The sequence below is a fragment of the Martelella mediterranea DSM 17316 genome, from assembly GCF_002043005.1.
Lineage (GTDB): Bacteria > Pseudomonadota > Alphaproteobacteria > Rhizobiales > Rhizobiaceae > Martelella > Martelella mediterranea.
Genome location: NZ_CP020330.1, coordinates 1,171,394 through 1,189,593, shown reverse-complemented (window position 1 = coordinate 1,189,593; position 18,200 = coordinate 1,171,394). Strand labels below are relative to the sequence as shown.

Annotated in this window: 18 protein-coding genes; 9 read left to right on the top strand and 9 right to left on the bottom strand. The window is 62.8% G+C overall.

Annotated features, from left to right (window positions below):
• Positions 1–57 precede the first annotated feature (57 nt).
• The 3 genes from Mame_RS05470 to Mame_RS05460 all read right to left on the bottom strand — a co-directional run bounded on the left by Mame_RS05470 (position 58) and on the right by Mame_RS05460 (position 2,532).
• Positions 58–993 (bottom strand): IS110 family RNA-guided transposase, encoded by a 936-nt coding sequence (locus Mame_RS05470; protein WP_079920699.1) that lies wholly within the window; start codon positions 991–993, stop codon positions 58–60.
• 469 nt (positions 994–1,462) lie between these two features.
• Complete coding sequence (locus Mame_RS05465) at positions 1,463–1,957, bottom strand: GNAT family N-acetyltransferase (RefSeq protein ID WP_018064753.1); 495 nt, start codon at positions 1,955–1,957, stop codon at positions 1,463–1,465.
• Between the two features lie 62 nt (positions 1,958–2,019).
• Complete coding sequence (locus Mame_RS05460) at positions 2,020–2,532, bottom strand: lysozyme inhibitor LprI family protein (RefSeq protein WP_018064754.1); 513 nt, start codon at positions 2,530–2,532, stop codon at positions 2,020–2,022.
• Positions 2,533–2,667: 135 nt separating this feature from the next.
• Between Mame_RS05460 and Mame_RS05455 the strand changes: the two genes are divergently transcribed.
• Entirely contained in the window at positions 2,668–3,651 is a 984-nt protein-coding gene (locus Mame_RS05455; RefSeq protein WP_155122027.1) for a hypothetical protein, read from the top strand.
• Positions 3,652–3,664: 13 nt separating this feature from the next.
• Here the strand turns inward: Mame_RS05455 and Mame_RS05450 are convergent, their stop codons facing one another.
• From Mame_RS05450 to Mame_RS05435, 4 genes are all read right to left on the bottom strand, one after another.
• Positions 3,665–4,093, bottom strand: coding sequence for a VOC family protein (locus tag Mame_RS05450; protein WP_018064756.1), 429 nt, complete (start codon positions 4,091–4,093; stop codon positions 3,665–3,667).
• Between the two features lie 72 nt (positions 4,094–4,165).
• Entirely contained in the window at positions 4,166–4,486 is a 321-nt protein-coding gene (locus tag Mame_RS05445) for a TraR/DksA family transcriptional regulator (RefSeq protein WP_018064757.1), read from the bottom strand.
• Positions 4,487–4,540: 54 nt separating this feature from the next.
• A complete protein-coding gene (locus Mame_RS05440) occupies positions 4,541–4,951 on the bottom strand; it encodes a universal stress protein (protein ID WP_018064758.1) in 411 nt (136 codons plus the stop codon).
• Positions 4,952–5,024: 73 nt separating this feature from the next.
• Positions 5,025–6,038 (bottom strand): LysR substrate-binding domain-containing protein, encoded by a 1,014-nt coding sequence (locus Mame_RS05435; RefSeq protein ID WP_018064759.1) that lies wholly within the window; start codon positions 6,036–6,038, stop codon positions 5,025–5,027.
• Positions 6,039–6,298: 260 nt separating this feature from the next.
• Between Mame_RS05435 and ytfQ the strand changes: the two genes are divergently transcribed.
• The 8 genes from ytfQ (at position 6,299) to Mame_RS05395 (ending at position 15,831) form a co-directional block, all read left to right on the top strand.
• Complete coding sequence (gene ytfQ / locus Mame_RS05430) at positions 6,299–7,249, top strand: galactofuranose ABC transporter, galactofuranose-binding protein YtfQ (RefSeq protein WP_026173465.1); 951 nt, start codon at positions 6,299–6,301, stop codon at positions 7,247–7,249.
• Positions 7,250–7,390: 141 nt separating this feature from the next.
• Positions 7,391–8,902 carry a sugar ABC transporter ATP-binding protein gene (locus Mame_RS05425; RefSeq protein ID WP_026173466.1) on the top strand — a complete coding sequence of 504 codons (1,512 nt, stop codon included), beginning with the start codon at positions 7,391–7,393 and terminating at the stop codon, positions 8,900–8,902.
• The gene (locus tag Mame_RS05420; RefSeq protein ID WP_018064762.1) at positions 8,902–9,915 is read left to right on the top strand and encodes an ABC transporter permease; all 1,014 of its coding nucleotides are present in this window, start codon (positions 8,902–8,904) and stop codon (positions 9,913–9,915) included. Before Mame_RS05425 ends, Mame_RS05420 begins: the two co-directional genes overlap by 1 nt.
• Positions 9,912–10,883: a galactofuranose ABC transporter, permease protein YjfF gene (gene yjfF / locus Mame_RS05415; protein WP_018064763.1), complete on the top strand. Its 972-nt coding sequence runs from the start codon at positions 9,912–9,914 to the stop codon at positions 10,881–10,883. Before Mame_RS05420 ends, yjfF begins: the two co-directional genes overlap by 4 nt.
• A 67-nt stretch (positions 10,884–10,950) precedes the next feature.
• The gene (locus tag Mame_RS05410; RefSeq protein ID WP_018064764.1) at positions 10,951–12,612 is read left to right on the top strand and encodes a ribulokinase; all 1,662 of its coding nucleotides are present in this window, start codon (positions 10,951–10,953) and stop codon (positions 12,610–12,612) included.
• Between the two features lie 91 nt (positions 12,613–12,703).
• Positions 12,704–14,212 carry an L-arabinose isomerase gene (gene araA, locus Mame_RS05405; RefSeq protein ID WP_018064765.1) on the top strand — a complete coding sequence of 503 codons (1,509 nt, stop codon included), beginning with the start codon at positions 12,704–12,706 and terminating at the stop codon, positions 14,210–14,212.
• 10 nt (positions 14,213–14,222) lie between these two features.
• Positions 14,223–14,915 (top strand): L-ribulose-5-phosphate 4-epimerase AraD, encoded by a 693-nt coding sequence (araD, locus tag Mame_RS05400; RefSeq protein ID WP_018064766.1) that lies wholly within the window; start codon positions 14,223–14,225, stop codon positions 14,913–14,915.
• A gap of 121 nt (positions 14,916–15,036) precedes the next feature.
• Positions 15,037–15,831: a metallophosphoesterase gene (locus tag Mame_RS05395; RefSeq protein WP_018064767.1), complete on the top strand. Its 795-nt coding sequence runs from the start codon at positions 15,037–15,039 to the stop codon at positions 15,829–15,831.
• A gap of 3 nt (positions 15,832–15,834) precedes the next feature.
• Here the strand turns inward: Mame_RS05395 and Mame_RS05390 are convergent, their stop codons facing one another.
• Both Mame_RS05390 and Mame_RS05385 read right to left on the bottom strand, forming a co-directional pair.
• Complete coding sequence (locus tag Mame_RS05390) at positions 15,835–17,148, bottom strand: surface lipoprotein assembly modifier (protein ID WP_018064768.1); 1,314 nt, start codon at positions 17,146–17,148, stop codon at positions 15,835–15,837.
• A 190-nt stretch (positions 17,149–17,338) separates the two neighbouring features.
• A complete protein-coding gene (locus Mame_RS05385) occupies positions 17,339–18,133 on the bottom strand; it encodes a transferrin-binding protein-like solute binding protein (RefSeq protein ID WP_018064769.1) in 795 nt (264 codons plus the stop codon).
• Positions 18,134–18,200: the final 67 nt, after the last annotated feature.

Genomic DNA, 18,200 nt, shown 5'->3' with positions numbered 1-18,200 from the left:
TGGCCGACAGAAAGCCGGATTTGACGGCACCATGCCCGCTCATCCTCTCCGCCGTCATCAACTCTGTTGGATGACTTTCTCTGTGAACCTTGCATTGAGGGTCACGACGATTTTTCGCATGACTGCTGCGATCGCGACGATTGGCTTTTTGCCGGCTTCGACAAGGCGCTTGTAGAAGGCGGCGAACTCGCCCCTTCCGCGGGCGGCCTGCATGGCCGGCATGAACAGGATGGTGCGCATGACGGGTCTGCCGCCGCGCATTCTCCGGTAACCGATCTTGTTGCCGCTCTCGTTTGGGTGCGGCGCCAGGCCGGCCAGCGCCGCCGCCTTTTTTCGATCCAGCGTCCCGAGTTCGGGCATTGTGGCGATCAGGGCGGCGGCGGTTGTCTCCGCGATGCCGGTCATCGCCATTGCGATGCTGGCCCTGGCTGCAAAGGCTTCGCTGCGCATGAGCATGCGGATTTCCTTGTCGAGCAGCGCGATCTGGCGATTGATGGCAGCGAGCATGGCCTTGAAGGTGACGGCAAGTTCACGTCCGCCCGGCGCCATGGCGCGGTTTTGCTCGGCGACCCTGATGGCGACCAGATCGGCGCGGCGGCGCACAAGGGCCTTGAGCCTTGCCTCTTCAGGGTTTTCAGCCTGCCACAGGGACAGGCTTGCCCAGCGTTCCATGCCATAGGCGACCATTTCCCGGGCATCGATCGCATCGCTCTTGCCGACCCGTCCACGCGAACGAATGAAGGCCTTGAGCCTGCGCGTATCGGCCCGGTGGACGGCAAGGCCGCGCCGCAGGCACTCTTCGATCAGGACGGTTTCATACCCGCCGGTGGGTTCGCAGATGACCAGATCTGCCTCGCAGTTTCGCAGGAAGCGACGAATATCCCTGCTGCGATTGGCGATGACGGTGGCCGGACCGCCGCAGGAAACGGCGATCGTGTCCTTTGCAACGTCGCAACCAAGACAGATGTGCGGAGGGTGATGCAAAACGACCATGGCGATGCTATCCTTTCAAGGCATGCTTGGGATTGTTTGCGGGCGTGGCAATCAGCGGCCCAATCAACTCTTCAAGCGGTTGCTCGGTGCAACAGTGACCTTGATGACAGCGGGTGTTCCACCCAATGCTCGGACGGTCGGCTGTTGCAGCAGCTGCGGGCAAGCCAACGGCCCGCAGCTGCATCACAACAATAGCGCAGATCCGACAAACAATCCTCGGGCCTGTCCCGAGCATCTAACCACGTCTGCCGCGAGAGGAGCTGGCGGCGTTCTCGCCATGCGTCGGGAACACGTCACGTCAACCGCAGACGCCTGTCGCAGGGCGAGGTGCTTGGATCCTCGGGTCAAGCCCGAGGATGACGCCGAATAGGGGGATAGGCCTTTCTTCAAGCCCGACCACAGAGAGCAAGGACGTACACTGAATCGGAGCATTGCCAGCAGTGTAGATACCTTTCCAAACTCAATGGATCTACTCCGCAAACAGATACTGCATCGTGACGAGGTCGAGCCAGCGGCCGAACTTGGTGCCGACCTCAGGGTAGCGGCCGGTGTGGAAGAAGCCGAGCTTTTCATGCAGCGCGATGGAGCCCGCATTACCGGCCTCGATGGCGGCGATCATCGCATGAACGCCCGCCTTTTTGGCATAGGCGAGCAAAGCCTCCATCAGCGCCCGGCCGATACCGCCGCCGCGCATATCGCTGCGCACATAGACGGAATGCTCCACGGTGTGGCGATAGCCGTCAAAGGCGCGCCAGTCGCCATAGCTCGCATAGCCGAGGACCACGCCGTCGCGTTCGGCAACAAGGACCGGAAAGCCCTTGGCGCGGCGCGCGACCAGCCAGGTCTGGCGGTTGTCGAGATCGACCACGATCTCGTTCCAGATCGCGGTCGAATTTATGACGGCGTCGTTGTAAATCTCGAGAATGGCCGGAAGATCGGCCTCCACGGCATCGCGTATCAGCATGGGCTCACCTGAATTGGGTTTGCCCCGGCTTTACAACGCCGCGCCGTCGCCGTCCATGCGGTTCAGTTCTCCTGCCACGCGGTCGCGAGATAGATATACTGCTCCGCCGTCATCTCCAGCTGGCAGTTCGAAGACAGCGTCGAGGCGATCGTGCCGCCCATGCCGAGCGCATACTGAAAGGTGCAGGTCGCGTCGCGATAGGGGATCCAGGCGCGCTGCATGTCGCGCAGGCTGTCGGCGATCTTTTCCACGATGCGCGGATCGTCCGCGTTCATCTTGTCGAATTTTTCGGCACGCGCCATCAGCTCCTTGTAGGTCGCGTTCAGCTTCGCGTCCCAGAAGTCGGCTTCCTTGGCCGTACATTCCATCATGCCGACGGTGGTCGAGCCATAATCCGAGGCATCGACGCATTGTGCCGTCGCAAGCCCGATACAGACGCGCATCGCATCCGCCGTATCGGCCGCCGCAAGGCAATCCGCCGTCGGCGCGTCGGAATACTTGACCTGTTCATCCTGAGCGAAAGTCGATCCGGCCAGCATCAATGCCGCCGCCAAACTCAAACCAAACGCCTTCATGATCGCCGCTCCTCATGTTCGCAATGCGCCTCATATTGAGCGAGAGGCGGGTCCGTGTCAAAACGATCATTCAGCCGGCGACCACGCTTTCCGCAGTTATGTGCACCAATTCGGTTGCCCGGTCCTGAAGTCCTGTTGACGGCGCGTGCAGAGCGCCACATTCCTGCCGCACTCGGCAATGAAAGCCGACATCAACCTTACCTTTCTTATGGAGTCGCAACGATGCGAGCGCTCGGCCTCTTCGCTTTAGCTGTCCCGCTGTTTTCCCAGCCGAGTCTGGCCGAGCTTGCGGACAAGACCACGCCTCTCGCCGATTGTGCTGCCCTTCTCGCATCCATTCCGGACGTCAAGACCACACAAGATACCCTTATCGAAGATGTCGAGGGCGGCTGCCGCGCCACCGACCTGTCATGGGCCGAGAGTTCATACATCCATTATAGAATTGATGAAATCGTTCTGCTCAGCCCCGACCTCCTGCAAACTTTTGAGGCCGGGAAACTTTCCGCCGCGGCAGATCTGACGCTAAAGGGCCTGCGTATCGTGCCGCAAACGGGCTCGCCGCTCCAGGATTACATCATCAGCCTCTCCAGTACCGGCATCGACCTTCACCTTGCCTACACGACCGATCCGGCTGAACGCACCGGCGCGGTCGATTTCGAGCTCAGCGCCGGAAAGCTCGGCCGCCTCTCGCTATCAGCCAGTCTCTCGGACTTCGACAATAGCGATGTGCCGCTATCCAGCCTGACTGAAACCAAAGGCACGCTCGATCATTTCGAGGCTTCTCTTGAAGACAACGGCCTGTTCGCCAGGCTCTTCGCGCCGCCCATCCTGAGCACCCTGCCTGCCGACCAGGACCCCCGCCCCGCAATCGCGGCAGCTCAAGAGGCTGCGATTGCGATGCTTGCAAGCTGGCCTGAGACAACAATGCCCCCCGAATCATTGGCCGCACTCAGCGCGCTGATCCGGGCCTTCCCCAAACCGGAAGGCAGCTGGACCCTGAGCATCGACAGCGAACCCGGCCTCTCCCTGGAAAGCCTTTCCAGTGGAAACCTTTCCGCTCTCTCAACCGTCATCGCGGGAACCAGGATCACGGCCACCGGAACGCCTGCAGCGCCATAACAACGTCGCTGCTCTAGAAATCAATTGTAACGGAGGGCGCGCTGCGTTTTGCCTCTCCCTGGTACACGGCCTCGATATTGTTGCCATCGGGGTCGAGGACGAAGGCGGCGTAATAGGACGGATGATAGGCCCGCAGGCCGGGCGCGCCATTGTCACGCCCTCCATGCGCCAGCGCTGCTTCGTGGAAGGCATCGACCGTCTCGCGATCTTTCGCCTGAAAGGCGAGATGATAGCGCCCGGTCAGTTGACCCGAAGCGGTCGCGCTGCCAACGGACGATACGACCAGTTCGTCTGCCATGAGGTAATCATCGCCCATGACGAAAACCGGTATATCGAGCACCGACATGACCGCCTTGTAGAAGGTTTCGCTGGCCTTGAAATCGGGCACCACGAGCTGAACGTGGTCAATCAGACGACCGCGATGAAGCTGGTTCGTTGCCATGACCGGCCTTCCTTTTGAAGCGGGTCGAAGGCTGTGCCCTTCAGGCCAATCAGCCTCCGCCCATCCGCCAGATCAAAGAGAAGCGGCGCATTTCTTGCAGAATGGCGTCTGCGGCACGACGTCCAGACGTTCCTCGGAGATCGGCTTGCCGCACTTCACGCATTTGCCGTAAGTACCTGCCTCGATGCGCTGCAGGGCGGCTTCAAGCGCCTTGAGTTCGTCCGAACCGACATGGCCGAACTCCTCCAGCACCTCGTCATTCTCGGCTTCGGTCGCCCGTTCCGCGCTGTCGGGATCGCGGGTGCGGCCGAGGTCATCGTCGATCCGGTGCAGCCGTTTCAGGATTTCGGCCTGGCGCGTTTCTAGCACGGCCTTGTAATGTGCGACGTCCATAATGTTCTCCTCGGCTATTCCTGCCTGACGGCGGAATGCCCTCACCATTTGTGTTTATCTGCGCACCAGCACCGAACAGACGGCGTGACGCACGACCCTGTCGGCGGTCGATCCCAACAGATAGTTCGAGAAATCCGGCCGATGCGAGGCGATGATGATCAGGTCGGCGCCCCGCTCTTTGGCGCAGGCAAGAATTTCGCGCGCCGGCGGGCCGCTGCGCAATTCGATCTCGGCATCGATGCCGGTGTCGTCGCGCAGCTTCACGAGTTTGTCCTGCGCCTCGTCCGTGGCATTGGCGATGAGATCGGCCGGCATGTCGATCGCGAGGTAAGAGGGCACTTCCTCCACCACATGGAGGAGAATGATCTTCCCGCCCTCGTCCAGAAGGCTGGCGGCTTTCCTGAAGATATCGGCGCCCTTGTCGAGGGTCGAAATATCGACAGGAACAATGATCTTCGTAAACATGACGTCTTGCTCCTCTGTGCAGAACTTATGGCTTCAATCTGCCCGTCCTGCCGGAGTGCGGCATTGACTAAGATCAATTCTGCAGACGCCGCCCGCCGCTTTCGGGAAACTGGTCGGGGTGGAGCGCGATCTCACGTTCGATCAGCGCCAGCACGCGCTTGACCGGCGGCGGCTGCAGCGCCGACACGCGCTGGATGATCGAATAGGCGCTGACATCGATGGCCTCGCGCACGGGCAGTTGGCAGATCGCCGCGCCGAGCTTGCCGCCGGCATGAAAGAAATCCGCCACCGGCCGGGCGACCGGCGTCACCGCGTCGGTCTCCGCGATCATGGCGAGCGAGAGCAGCGGCGATGTGGTGACCAGAACATGGCGGGGAAGCTGGAAGCCGTTCGCCATCAGATGCGCCTCAACCGAGCGACGCAACGGCGTGCCGACCGGCTGCATCACCCAGTCATAGTCCAGGCACTCGCCGATCGAGATCGTCTCCCGGCCGGAGAGCGGATGGTGCACGCCCGCGATCATGGTCACCGGTTCGACGCCCAGCGGCCGCATGGTCACGGATTTCGCGTCCATATCCTCCGGCAGGCGGCCGATGTAGAAATCGACGGCGTGGGAAAACAGCGCCTCGGCGAGCTTGTCCGAGGTATCGACCTGCACCGAAACCTCGATCTCGGGAAAATCTCTCCTGAGCTGCCGGATCACCGGCATGATCAGTTGCAGCGAGGGGCCGGTCACCGCGCCCATGCGCACCAGCCCGCGCGCGCCCTCGACGATCTGCGCGATCTCGCGATGGGCGTAATCGAGCTGGTTGAGGATCACCAGCGCCTGCTCGGCCATCGCCTGACCCGCCTCTGTCAGTTCGACGCCGCGGCCGTGGCGTTCATAGAGCTTGGCGCCGACCGTGTGCTCCAGTTCCGACAGGAGCCGGGAGGCCGCCGACTGGGTCATGCCGAGCTGAGCGGCGGCCGATGAAATCTGGCCCTTGCGGTCGAGCAGCGCGATCAGACGCATCTGCGAAAACCGCAGTCCGCGCCGGATGAATTCGTCCTGTCCGCTGTATCGATCGCCGTCTGACGTCATATCCATACCATTTCTGCTATATCAGAAACACGATTATTCATTTGTCCCTATAGCGGTAAATTGCAACACTCCCCTCATCGCAAGGACATTTTTTGCGGGAAGCTTGGCCGGGAAACCTGCCGGTTGCCGCAAGACGCAACGGTCGTGGCGGGAGGACATGCCCCCGGCCGTGCGGAATGTCTCGGCGTATTGCCGGGTGGCTCGAAAGCGCCGCCGGCGTCTGCGGCAAAGCCTTGCCGCGTTCTGTTAACGGGAGGACATAACAGATGAAGTCTCTATTGCTTACAACCGTCGCCGCCATCACCATGACGGCAGCCGCCGCCTCGGCCCAGACCGTCGGCTTTTCGCAGATCGGCTCCGAATCGGGCTGGCGCGCAGCGGAAACCACGCTCACCAAGCAGCAGGCCGAAGAGCGCGGCATCGACCTGAAATTCTCCGATGCCCAGCAGAAGCAGGAAAACCAGATCGCCGCCATCCGCGCCTTCGTGGCCCAGGGCGTTGACGCCATCCTGCTCGCCCCGGTCGTCGCCACCGGTTGGGACAGCGCGCTGGAAGAAGCCAAGGATGCCGACATTCCGGTCGTCCTGCTCGACCGCCAGGTCGACAGCTCCGACGATCTCTATCTGACGGCGGTCGGCTCCAACCTCGTGCATGAGGGCGAAGTGGCCGGCGGCTGGCTGGTCGAAGAGGTCGGCGACAAGGATTGCCGCGTTGTGGAACTCCAGGGCACGACCGGCTCCTCGCCGGCGATCGACCGCGCCACCGGCTTCCGCAACGCCATCGAAGGCCACGACAATATCGAGATCGTCCGCAGCCAGACCGGCGACTTCACCCGCTCGCAGGGCAAGGAAGTCATGGAAAGCTTCCTGCAGGCCGAAAACGGCGGGGCCGACATCTGCGCGCTCTATGCCCATAATGACGACATGGCTGTCGGCGCTATCCAGGCGATCAAGGAAGCCGGCCTGAAGCCCGGTTCCGATATCCTGATCGTCGCGATCGACGCAGTTCCGGACTATTTCCAGGCCATGGCCGCCGGCGAGGCGAATGCCACGGTGGAACTGACGCCGAACATGGCCGGTCCCGCCTTCGATGCTCTGGAAGCCTACTGGGCCGACGGCACCATGCCGCCGAAATTCATCCAGACGGAATCGAAGCTCTACACCCAGGCAGACGATCCTGCGGGTGAGGCAGAGCGCCGCAAGAGCCTCGGCTACTAAGCCATCCTCCCGGGTGCGGTCGGGGTCATCGGGGTCCCGGCCGCCTCGGCACGCCTGAAGCATATTTCGGTCGGGCGCCTCGCCCGCCGAAAATGCTTGCAAGACAAAAGGCGCCGCGCGATCGATCCAGGGTGCTCGAAAATGCTTCTGACAATTCAAAACCTCACCAAGAGCTTCGTCGGCATGAAGGCGCTCGACGATGTCGATTTCGAGCTTGCCGCCGGTGAAGTCCATGCCCTGCTTGGCGAAAACGGCGCCGGCAAATCCACGCTGATCAAATGCCTGACCGGCGCCTACAGCCGCGACGAGGGCACGATTAGGCTCGACGGCCAGACCATTTCCCCGCGTTCCACGCTGGAGGCCCAGGATCTCGGCATCGGCACGGTCTATCAGGAGGTGAACCTGCTTGCGAACCTCACGGTCGCGCAGAACCTCACCTTCGGCCGCGAACCACGCCGCTTCGGCGTCATCGACGGCGGCGCCATGCGCCGCGAGGCCGAAGCGATGATCGCCGGCTACGGGCTCGACATCGACGTCAATCGCGATCTCGGCAGCTATTCGGTCGCCGTCCAGCAGATCGTCGCCATCGCCCGCGCGGTGGCGCTTTCGGGCAAGGTGCTGATCCTCGACGAGCCGACCGCCAGCCTCGACGCCCGCGAGGTCGAGATGCTGTTCGACGTCGTGCGCAAGCTGCGCGACGAGGGGCTCGGCATCATCTTCGTTTCCCACTTCCTCGATCAGGTGTTTGCGCTCACCGACCGCGTGACCGTGCTGCGCAATGGCTGCAAGATCACCACCGAAAAGACCGCCGAGCTCGACCGGGTACGGCTGATTTCCCACATGCTTGGCCGCGAGCTGGACGAGAGCGAAGCCGATGCCCAGCGCCGCGGCACCGAGGGCCGGGTCGGCAGCGAACCGCTGATCAAGGTCCGCGATTTCGGCAAGCGCAATTTCATCGAACCCTTCGATCTCGATATCCATCGCGGCGAGGTGGTCGGGCTTGCCGGACTGCTCGGTTCCGGCCGCACCGAAACCGCGGAACTGATCTTCGGCGTGCGCAGCGCCCAGTCCGGCTCGATCTCCGATGAAAACGGCAAGATTTCGATCGCCAATCCGCGCGACGCGATCGCGGCCGGCTTCGGCTTTGCGCCCGAGGACCGCAAGACCGACGGCATCATCGCCGATCTGTCTGTCCGCGAGAATATCGCGCTGGCGCTGCAAGCGCGGCGCGGCTGGGCCCGCCCGATCAGCCGTGCCGAGCAGGACCGGCTGGCCGCCGAATATATCGAGAAGCTCGATATCCGCACCTCCAGCGCGGAAAAGCCGATCGGCGAACTGTCCGGCGGCAACCAGCAGAAGGTCGTGCTCGCCCGCTGGCTCGCCATGAACCCGCGCTTCCTGATTCTCGATGAGCCGACGCGCGGCATCGATGTCGGGGCGCATGCCGAAATATTGCACCTGATCCAGACCATTACCGAGGAGGGCATGGCGATCCTGATCATCTCATCCGAGCTTGACGAACTGATCGCGGTTTCCGACCGCGTGATCGTCGTGCGCGACCGCCGCCATGTCGCCGAGCTGACCGGCGCGGAGATCGCCACCGACAACATCGTCAAGACGATCGCCTCCTCCAAGAAGACGGAGGCCGTGTGATGCCCGCCGGACTGAAACGCGTTATCCCGCAACTGATCACGCTCGCGGTGCTGGTGGCCCTCGTCAGCCTGTTCTTCCCGAGCTTCCTGCAGATCGAATATTCGTCCGGCCGCTTCGTCGGGCCGGTGATCGATGTTCTGAAACGCGGCGCGCCGGTGGCGCTTCTGGCGATCGGCATGACGCTGGTGGTCGCCACCCGCGGCATCGACCTTTCCGTCGGCACCGTGATCGCGATTACCGGCGCGATGGCGGCCGCCACCATCGGCGCCGGCTACGGCCTTGCCGCGGCGATCGCCATGGCGGTTATCGCCGGGCTCGCGGCCGGCCTTTTCAACGGCGTGCTGGTGGCCTTCATCGGCATCCAGCCGATCGTCGCCACGCTGATCCTGATGATCTCCGGGCGCGGCATCGCGCAGTTGATCACCGAGGGGCGGATTCTCACCTTCAACCTGCCGAGCTTCGCCTTTCTCGGCTCCGGCTCCGTGCTGGGCATGCCGGTGCCCGTCTGGATCTGGGTGCTGACGGCGGCGCTTGCGATCCTGCTGGTGCGGCGCACGGCGCTCGGGCTCCTGATCGAGGCGATCGGTGTCAACCGGCGGGCAAGCGCGCTCGCCGGCATCAATGCCCGCGTCCTGCTGATCGCGGTCTACATGGCCTCCGGCTTCTGCGCGGCGCTTGCCGGCATCATCATCACCGCCGATATCCGCGGCGCGGACGCCAACAATGCCGGGCTCTGGCTCGAGCTTGACGCGGTGCTCGCCACCGTTGTCGGCGGCAACTCGCTGATGGGTGGCCGGTTCTCGATCTCGGCGGCGGTGATCGGCGCGATGATCATCCAGACCATCGACACCGGCATTCTGCTCGCCGGCTTCCCCTCGGAATACAATCTGGTGATCAAGGCGGTGCTGGTGATCTTCATCCTGGTTCTGCAATCGCCCAACATCACCGGCGACCTGAAATATCTGAGGCAGAAACTGCTGGGCCGCAAGACCGCACAGGAGGCGGGAGAATGAGAAATCCGCGCCTCTATCCGCTCTACGCCACGATCGCGATCTTCATCGTCGCCTATGCGATCTGCTACATCCAGTTCCCGTTCATGTTGTCAACGCGGGTGGTGGGCAATTTGCTCACCGACAATGCCTATCTCGGCATCGTCGCCGTCGGCATGACGGTGGTGATCCTCTCGGGCGGCATCGATCTTTCGGTCGGCTCTGTGATCGCGTTTTCCGGCGTGTTCATCTCGGTTCTGCTGCGCGATACCGGGCTTCATCCGCTCGTCGTGTTCGCGCTGCTGCTCGCCATCACCACGGCCTTTGGCGCTGCCATGGGCTGGCTGATCTACACGCTCGGCATGCCGGCCTTCATCGTCACGCTTGCCGGCATGTTCCTGGCGCGCGGCGTCGCCTATATGCTGACCATCGATTCCGTGCCGATCGACAATGAATTCTTCAACATGCTGCAGAAGACCTACTGGGTGATGCCCGGCAAGGGAAGGCTGACGCTGATCGGCATCGTCATGCTCCTGTCCTTCGTCGCCGGCCATCTGGTCGCGCACAAGACCCGGTTCGGCGCCAATGTGTTCGCGCTTGGCGGCGGCGAGCAGACGGCGCGGCTGATGGGCTCGCGGATCGGCCACACCACGGTTTCGATCTATGCCTTTTCCGGGTTCATGGCCGGGCTTTCCGGCATCGTGTTCGCGATCTACACCGGCTCCGGCTATCCGCTCGCGACCGTGGGCACGGAGCTGACGGCGATTGCCACCGTCGTTATCGGCGGCACGCTTCTGACGGGCGGCGCGGGCTATGTGTTCGGCACGCTGTTCGGCGTGCTGACCATGGGCCTGATCCAGACCTACATCGTCTTCGACGGAACGCTTTCGAGCTGGTGGACCAAGATCGCCATCGGTATTCTTCTGCTCCTGTTCATCCTGCTGCAGAAGGGCTTGCTGCGCTTGACCACGGAGCGGGCAACAGCACAATGAAAACAACAGCACAGTCTCCGGCCTGCCGGGGACCCGCTAATAAGTGAATGGTTTAGGCGAGGCACCCATGTTCTCCATAGGTATCGATTACGGCACAAACTCGGTGCGCGCGCTGGTCGTCGGCTGCGATGACGGGTTTGAATACGGAACCCATGTCTTCGATTATCCAAGCGGCGATCAGGGCGTGATGCTCGACGCCGATGATCCGCTGCTCGCGCGCCAGAGCCCCGCCGATTATCTGCAGGGGCTGGAAGCATGCGTTCGCGGCGCGCTGGAACAGGCGTCCCGGCACGAGAAGTTCGATGCCGCGAAGGTGATCGGCATCGGCGTGGATACCACCGGCTCGAGCCCGCTGCCGGTGAACGCCGAGAACGGCGCGCTGGCGATGGACCCGGAATTTGCCGACAATCTCAACGCCCATTGCTGGCTGTGGAAGGACCACACGAGCTGGCGCGAGGCCGAGAAGATCACCGCGCTCGGCAAGGCCGAGCGGCCGCATTATCTCGCCATGGTCGGCGATACCTATTCATCGGAATGGTGGTGGTCGAAGATCTGGCACTGCCTGAATGTCGACCGCGCCGTCTTTGATGCGGCGGCCTCCTGGGTCGAGCTTGCCGACTGGATCCCCTCGGTACTCGCCGGCGTCAAGGCGCCCGCCGATATCAAGCGCGGCGTCTGCGCGGCCGGCCACAAGGGGCTCTACAATCCCAAATGGGGCGGCCTGCCGGACAAGGAGTTCCTGGGCATGCTCGATCCCGCGATCGCCGTCCTGCGCGACCGGCTTTACGATACCGCGCAGGACATCTCGGTGCCCGCCGGCACGCTATGCGCCGAATGGGCCGGGAAGCTCGGCCTGCCGGAAGGCATCGCGATCGCCACCGGCGCCTTCGACAACCATCTCGGCTCGATCGGCTGCGGCATCGAGGAAGGCATGCTGGTCAAGGTCATCGGCACGTCGACCTGCGACTGCGCGATCGTCGACATGTCGAAATCGGACACCATCCCCGGCCTTTGCGGCATTGTCGAAGGCTCGATACTGCCGGGCTTCTACGGCATCGAGGCGGGGCAATCGGCCGTCGGCGATATCTTCAAATGGTGGGTCGAGCGCGTCTGCCAGGGCGGCCCGGCATTGCATGACGAGCTTTCCCGCGAGGCCGCGGGGATGAAAGCCGGGCAAAGCGGGCTTCTGGCGCTCGACTGGAACAATGGCAACCGCACCATTCTGGTCGACCAGCGCCTGACGGGTCTCATTCTGGGACAGACGCTCTATTCGACCCGCGCCGAGATCTACCGCGCGCTGGTGGAGGCCACCGCCTTTGGCGCGCGCGCCATTGTCGAGCGCATGACCGATTACGGCGTGCCGATCGACAAGGTCGTCTGCGCCGGCGGCATCGCCGAGAAGAACCCGATGCTGATGCAGACCTATGCCGACGTCATGAACCGAACGATGCTTGTGACCCGCTCGGCCCAGACCTGCGCGCTGGGCGCTGCCGTGGCCGCCGCCTCCGTCGCCGGCGCCCATGGGGACATCAAGGCGACCACGCGGGCGATGACCGGGCTGAAGGATATCCGCTACGACCCGATCCCCGAAAACGTCGCGATCTACGAGGAGCTCTACGGTCTCTATTTGACGCTGCATGACGGTTTCGGCGGGATTACCCGCGATTCCGACCTGTCGAAGATCATGAAGGATCTGATCGAGATCCGCGACAGGGTTCGCGCCGCATAACACGGCGCCAGAAAGCGCCATAACATTTGTTTCACGCGCGTCAGGCCGGAAACGGCAATTTACCGACGCGCTCACATTCCGGAGGATAAACATGATCGGCCTCAAACCACTGAAGATCTGGTTCGTCTGCGGTTCGCAGCATCTCTACGGCCCCGAAACGCTCGCCCAGGTCGACGCGCAATTCACCGAGATCGCCAACGCGCTGTCGACGGACGGCAACCTGCCGCTCGAAATCGTGCCGCAGCCCGTGGTGAAAAGCCCGGCGGAGGCGACCGAACTGGCGGTCCGCGCCAATTCCGATCCCGAATGCGGCGGGCTGATCCTGTGGATGCACACCTTCTCGCCGTCGAAAATGTGGATCCGCGGGCTCAACCTGCTCAACAAGCCGTTCCTGCACTTCCACACCCAATATGCCCGCGACCTGCCGTGGGATACGATCGACATGGATTACATGAACCTCAATCAGGCCGCCCATGGCGACCGCGAGGCGGGCTTCATCCACACCCGCATGCGGCTCGGCCGCAAGGTCGTCGCCGGCCACTGGACGGACAAGGAGGTTCATGCCCGCATCGACGCCTGGATGCGCGCCGCGCGCGCCTGGGACGACTGGCAGGACGGCCGGTTCTGCCGCTTCGGTGACAATATGCGCGAGGTTGCCGTGACCGAGGGCGACAAGGTCGCCGCCGAAATGAAGCTCGGCTTCTCGGTCAACGGCTACGGCATCATGGACCTGGTCGACGTGATGAATACGCTCTCCGACGGCGATGTCGCCGATCTCGCAGCGAGCTACGAGAACGAGTACAATGTTGCTGACGTTCTGAAAAAGGGTGGCGATCGCCATGACAGCCTGCTGAACGCGGCGCGTCAGGAACTTGGCCTCAAGACCTTCCTCGAAGCCGGCGGCTTCAAGGGCTTTACCGACACGTTCGAGGACCTGCACGGCATGGAGACGCTGCCGGGCATGGCCACCCAGCGGGTGATGGCGGCCGGCTACGGCTTTGCCGGCGAGGGCGACTGGAAGACCGTGGCGCTGGTGCGCGCGCTGAAGGTGATGGGTCACGGCATGAGCGGGGCGACCTCGTTCATGGAGGATTATACCTACCACATGGCCCCCGGTCACGAGCAGGTGCTGGGCTCTCACATGCTGGAAATCTGCCCGTCGATCGCCGACGGCAAGCCCAATATCGAGATCCATCCGCTCGGTATCGGCGGCAAGGCCGATCCGGTGCGCATGGTGTTTAACGCCAAGCTCGGCCCGGCGCTCAACGCCAGCCTGATGGACATGGGCAACCGCTTCCGCCTGCTGGTCAACGAGGTGACCTCGGTCGAACATCCCGACCTGCCGAAGCTGCCAGTGGCGCGCGCCGTGTGGGAATGCAAGCCGGACTTCAAGACCGCGCTTTCCGCCTGGATTCTGGCAGGCGGCGCGCACCACACCGCCTATTCCAACGATGTAACCACCGAAATGCTGGAGGATTTCGCCACCATGGCCGGGATCGAGCTTGCCGTCATCAATGACGACACCCGCCTCGACCGGTTCAAGCAGGATCTCCGCAACAACGAGATCTACTGGCATCTCGGCCTCGGCATCAAGGCGTAAGGAGGCGGCCATGTATACGGAAATCCGGCGCGAGGCCTATGAGGCCAATATCGCGCTACCGAAACAGGGGCTGATCAACCTGACCTTCGGCAATGCCAGCGCGGTCGACCGCGACAGGGCCGTCTTCGCGATCAAGCCGAGCGGGGTCGACTATGCCGACCTCACGCCCGGCAACATGGTGATCGTGGATTTCGAGGGGAATATCGTGGAGGGCAATCTGCGGCCCTCCTCCGATACGCCCACCCACCGCCGTCTGTTCCTGGCCTTCGAGGAGATCGGCGGCGTGGTCCACACCCATTCCACCCGCGCCACCGCCTTTGCCCAGGCCGGCCGCGCCATCCCCAATTTCGGCACCACTCATGCCGACTACTTCTACGGCGAGATACCGGTCACCCGGAAGATGACGCCAGAGGAGATCGCGTCCGCCTATGAGTGGGAGACCGGCAATGTCATCGTCGAGCGGTTCAAGGACCTCAATCCGCTCGATTTTCCGGCCGTCCTCGTCAACCGCCATGCGCCGTTCACCTGGGGCAAGACCGTCGCCAAGGCGGTCGAGGTGGCCGTCGCGGTGGAATGCATCGCCGATATGGCGCTGTCATCGCTGCAGCTTGAGCCGGGCCTGAAGCCGATCGAACAGGAACTGCTCGACAAGCACTTCCTGCGCAAGCACGGCGCGACCGCCTATTACGGACAGCCGGAATAGCGCTCGCGCCTGCCGGCCGGAAGGCGTCTTGCCCGCCGGCCCTCATCTCTGTTAGCGTCGCTGGGTGTTCTCCGGTCGCTTCCGCGACCCATGCCGTCTTGCGCTGGAGGTGTCTGCGCCGATGAAATCGCTACGCCGCCTGTTTTCCCGGCCCGGCCCGGCAAGCCCGGAGCCGCTGCCGCCATCCTTTCGCGGCGGCCTGCCGACGCCGGACGAGGGCTTTGCCGCGATCGGCGATGTTCACGGCTGCGCCGACGCGCTCGCGGCGCTGTGGGACAAGGTCGCTGACGCCGCGCCGGGGATGAAGATCATCCATGTCGGCGATTATATCGACCGCGGCGAGGATTCCGCCGGCGTGTTGAGGATGCTCCACGAACGCCAGACGCATGACGGCGATATCCTCTGTCTCAAGGGCAATCACGAGGAGATGCTCCTCGATTTTCTGCGGGCGCCGGAGGAAAAGGGCGAGCGCTGGCTGCGCAATGGCGGACTGCAGACGCTGCAGAGCTTCAAGGATATTTCCCTCGGCAACGCGCTGACGGAACACAATTTTTCCTTGGTTCGCGATGCCCTGGCCCAGCAGCTCGGCGACATGGCCGGCTTTCTGGAGGCAATGCCCCGGCTCTGGAAAAGCGGCAATGTCGCCGTGGTGCACGCTGGCGCCGACCCGCGCAAGCCGCTGGAGAGCCAGCGCCCCGCCAACCTGACCTGGGGGCATCCGGCGTTCGGGCAACTGCCACGCGAGGACGGCACATGGATCGTCCACGGCCATACCGTGGTCGACCGTCCAATCATGGCGAACGGCGTGATCTCGATCGATACCGGCGCCTACGCCAGGGGCAGGCTGACCGCCGCGATCATCCGGCCGGGGCGCGAGGTCGAGTTCCTGCAGGCCGCCGCTCAGCGGTCGGGCTGACCCCTAAAACTGCTTGGTCACGAACAGCGACACGGTACTCTTGTTATAGTCGTAGAGCTCGACATTCGAGAAATTCTGCGAATAGGCATATTCCAGCCGCGGCGCGAAGCCCTTCATCGCCAGCGTGCGGAAGGTCGCGCCGACTTCGATATCGATGCGCCGGTCGAGACGCGACTCGGTCATCAGCGGAAAATCGCCGACATAATCCCTGAGCGTGCCCGAGACCGCGATATCGGTGAGGATACCGCCCGACCATTCGCGCGCATATTTGGCGTTCAGATTGTAGCCATCATAGGAATTGATGTCGTTTTCGGCATGGACATAATTGTAGCCGCCGCCGACGCGTATGCTGCTTGCCGCCGTCAGCGCGTAACGATGATTGAGGCTGAAACCCGCCTGATAGCCGTCAAAGGCATCGACCTCGTCGTAATCCAGCCACTGATACGAGACATTGGCGGAAGTGACGCCGAAAGCCCCGAAGGACCGGCGCACGGAAAACACCGGACCGTAACCGGTGCGATAAGGCTCATTGCCCAAGAGCACCCGCTCGGCCGCTATGCCGCCGCTGAAGATCCAGGGGTCCATGCGCCAGGAAAGCTGCGAGAAGCCGCCGAACTGGGTCTGGTTATAGGCGGTTTCCTTGTAGGCAAGGCCGGTGACAGAACCGCCGAAGGTCAACGAGAGATCGTCAACAAGTTCGAACGTATAGGTGCCGTTCACGCCGTAGTTCAGCCCGACGCCGCTTTCGGCCTTCTCGCCGGGCACAAGCGGAATGCCGCCGATATGGACGAGGTCCTCATCGGTCGAATTCGAGATATTGGTGCTGGGGGCGATCGCCACATAGCCGCCGAGCGTCCACGGCCGGTCGAGATTCACGCGGTCGATGAAATCCTCGTAGAAGGAGCGCAGCGATTCGCTCGGCGCGTTGTCGGCGAGAATCGAGAAATGGTAGATCGCGGCCTTCTTCTCCCCCATCAGCGAAAGCGTGTGGGCAAGTTCCTGGCGCACGCGCGACAGGTTCGGCTTTTCCGCGAGGATCGCGCGCATGATCCCCGCCGCCTCTTTCAGCTTCCCCTGGCGCTTCAGGATCAGCGCATAGGTGAATTTCTGCGACAGGGCGGACATTTCCGGATCCCGGGTCAGATGCGCCGACAGCGCCATCGCCTGATCATACTGGCCCGATTCGATCAGCATCTTGATCTCGGGAAACGGGTTGTCGGCCAACGCCGCGCCGCCGGAAAGGCCGGCGAAGACGAGCGCTGCTGCGGCCGAAGCCGCCATGCGTTTCAGACCGAGAATGAGGCGTGCGAACTGCATCCGATGACCGCGAACTCTGTACCAATGCGTTTCGCGACCGAATAGCTTCGCCCGAGGTCTGCGAAAAGGCTTCAAACATATGGAGAGAACGGTCGCTCTTTGGCGAAAGGGCAAAACCGCTCCATTGACCGGAATATCTCCCGATGAATGACCGCGGGCCGAAAGGGGCCCGCGATCGTTCCGGCGAGGGTCAGTTCCGATCGGCGACGAAGGCGCCGACGGCGCCTGCGCCATCCAGCGACCCCTGACCGTTCAGCAGATAGGTCCCCGCCATGCCTGCAGCGCCGGCACCGTAGAACCCGCCCTCGACGCCGGAAGCCCCCTGGTTGATGACGCCGTAATCATTGCCGATCGCGATCGAATTGGCGTTCGAGTTGAACTCGGCCCCGGAAATGGTGGCATCGAAGGTAATGTCGCCCAGATCGCTTTGCATGGCGCCCGCAAGCTGACCGGCGCCGAAATCGACATTGGCCTGGAAACCGCCCTCGATATAATCGAGATACTGGCCCGGGATCGTCGCTCCGCCCAGATGGCTGCCGGTATAGGTCGCAAAGCCCGTGACCGGCATGTCGGATTCAGCGGTCATGTCGTTGCTCGAGCGAAGCGCCATCAGGGTGAGCTCTTCGTCGTTGTCATTGACGTCGATCAGGGCCACCACCGGGCCATCCTTGACGTTCGGATTGTCGAAATAACCGAGCTGCAGATAGGCCTCGGCGTCGTCGGTCGTATAGCCGCCCGCGCCGTCGTAATAGAAGGTTGTGGTTTCCCCGGCATACGGACCCTCGTTGATCTGAACGGTCACGCTGTCATCGTCGTTGATCTGAATACCGGCCTCTGCCGTCCCCGACCCGTCGATCCGGCCCGTGTCCCAGTTCACGTCGCCATAATAGCCAAGCGCGTTGGTCGCGATGCCATCATTGCCATTGTTGCCACAGCCAGCCGCAAGCGCGGCCGCGCCCAGCACGACACATGTCAGATATTTCATTGTCCCTCTCCAGTCACTTGCTAAAATTAACAAGTAGTTAACATTCTCAATCCTGCCCTCACCTGTC

What these genes read in the sequence shown, in the direction of transcription:
- Mame_RS05470 (WP_079920699.1), bottom strand. Translation starts at nt 993, where the DNA reads ATGGTCGTTTTGCATCACCCTCCGCACATCTGTCTTGGTTGCGACGTT.
- Mame_RS05465 (WP_018064753.1), bottom strand. Translation starts at nt 1,957, where the DNA reads ATGCTGATACGCGATGCCGTGGAGGCCGATCTTCCGGCCATTCTCGAG.
- Mame_RS05460 (WP_018064754.1), bottom strand. Translation starts at nt 2,532, where the DNA reads ATGAAGGCGTTTGGTTTGAGTTTGGCGGCGGCATTGATGCTGGCCGGA.
- Mame_RS05450 (WP_018064756.1), bottom strand. Translation starts at nt 4,093, where the DNA reads ATGGCAACGAACCAGCTTCATCGCGGTCGTCTGATTGACCACGTTCAG.
- Mame_RS05445 (WP_018064757.1), bottom strand. Translation starts at nt 4,486, where the DNA reads ATGGACGTCGCACATTACAAGGCCGTGCTAGAAACGCGCCAGGCCGAA.
- Mame_RS05440 (WP_018064758.1), bottom strand. Translation starts at nt 4,951, where the DNA reads ATGTTTACGAAGATCATTGTTCCTGTCGATATTTCGACCCTCGACAAG.
- Mame_RS05435 (WP_018064759.1), bottom strand. Translation starts at nt 6,038, where the DNA reads ATGGATATGACGTCAGACGGCGATCGATACAGCGGACAGGACGAATTC.
- ytfQ (WP_026173465.1), top strand. Translation starts at nt 6,299, where the DNA reads ATGAAGTCTCTATTGCTTACAACCGTCGCCGCCATCACCATGACGGCA.
- Mame_RS05425 (WP_026173466.1), top strand. Translation starts at nt 7,391, where the DNA reads ATGCTTCTGACAATTCAAAACCTCACCAAGAGCTTCGTCGGCATGAAG.
- Mame_RS05420 (WP_018064762.1), top strand. Translation starts at nt 8,902, where the DNA reads ATGCCCGCCGGACTGAAACGCGTTATCCCGCAACTGATCACGCTCGCG.
- yjfF (WP_018064763.1), top strand. Translation starts at nt 9,912, where the DNA reads ATGAGAAATCCGCGCCTCTATCCGCTCTACGCCACGATCGCGATCTTC.
- Mame_RS05410 (WP_018064764.1), top strand. Translation starts at nt 10,951, where the DNA reads ATGTTCTCCATAGGTATCGATTACGGCACAAACTCGGTGCGCGCGCTG.
- araA (WP_018064765.1), top strand. Translation starts at nt 12,704, where the DNA reads ATGATCGGCCTCAAACCACTGAAGATCTGGTTCGTCTGCGGTTCGCAG.
- araD (WP_018064766.1), top strand. Translation starts at nt 14,223, where the DNA reads ATGTATACGGAAATCCGGCGCGAGGCCTATGAGGCCAATATCGCGCTA.
- Mame_RS05395 (WP_018064767.1), top strand. Translation starts at nt 15,037, where the DNA reads ATGAAATCGCTACGCCGCCTGTTTTCCCGGCCCGGCCCGGCAAGCCCG.
- Mame_RS05390 (WP_018064768.1), bottom strand. Translation starts at nt 17,148, where the DNA reads ATGCAGTTCGCACGCCTCATTCTCGGTCTGAAACGCATGGCGGCTTCG.
- Mame_RS05385 (WP_018064769.1), bottom strand. Translation starts at nt 18,133, where the DNA reads ATGAAATATCTGACATGTGTCGTGCTGGGCGCGGCCGCGCTTGCGGCT.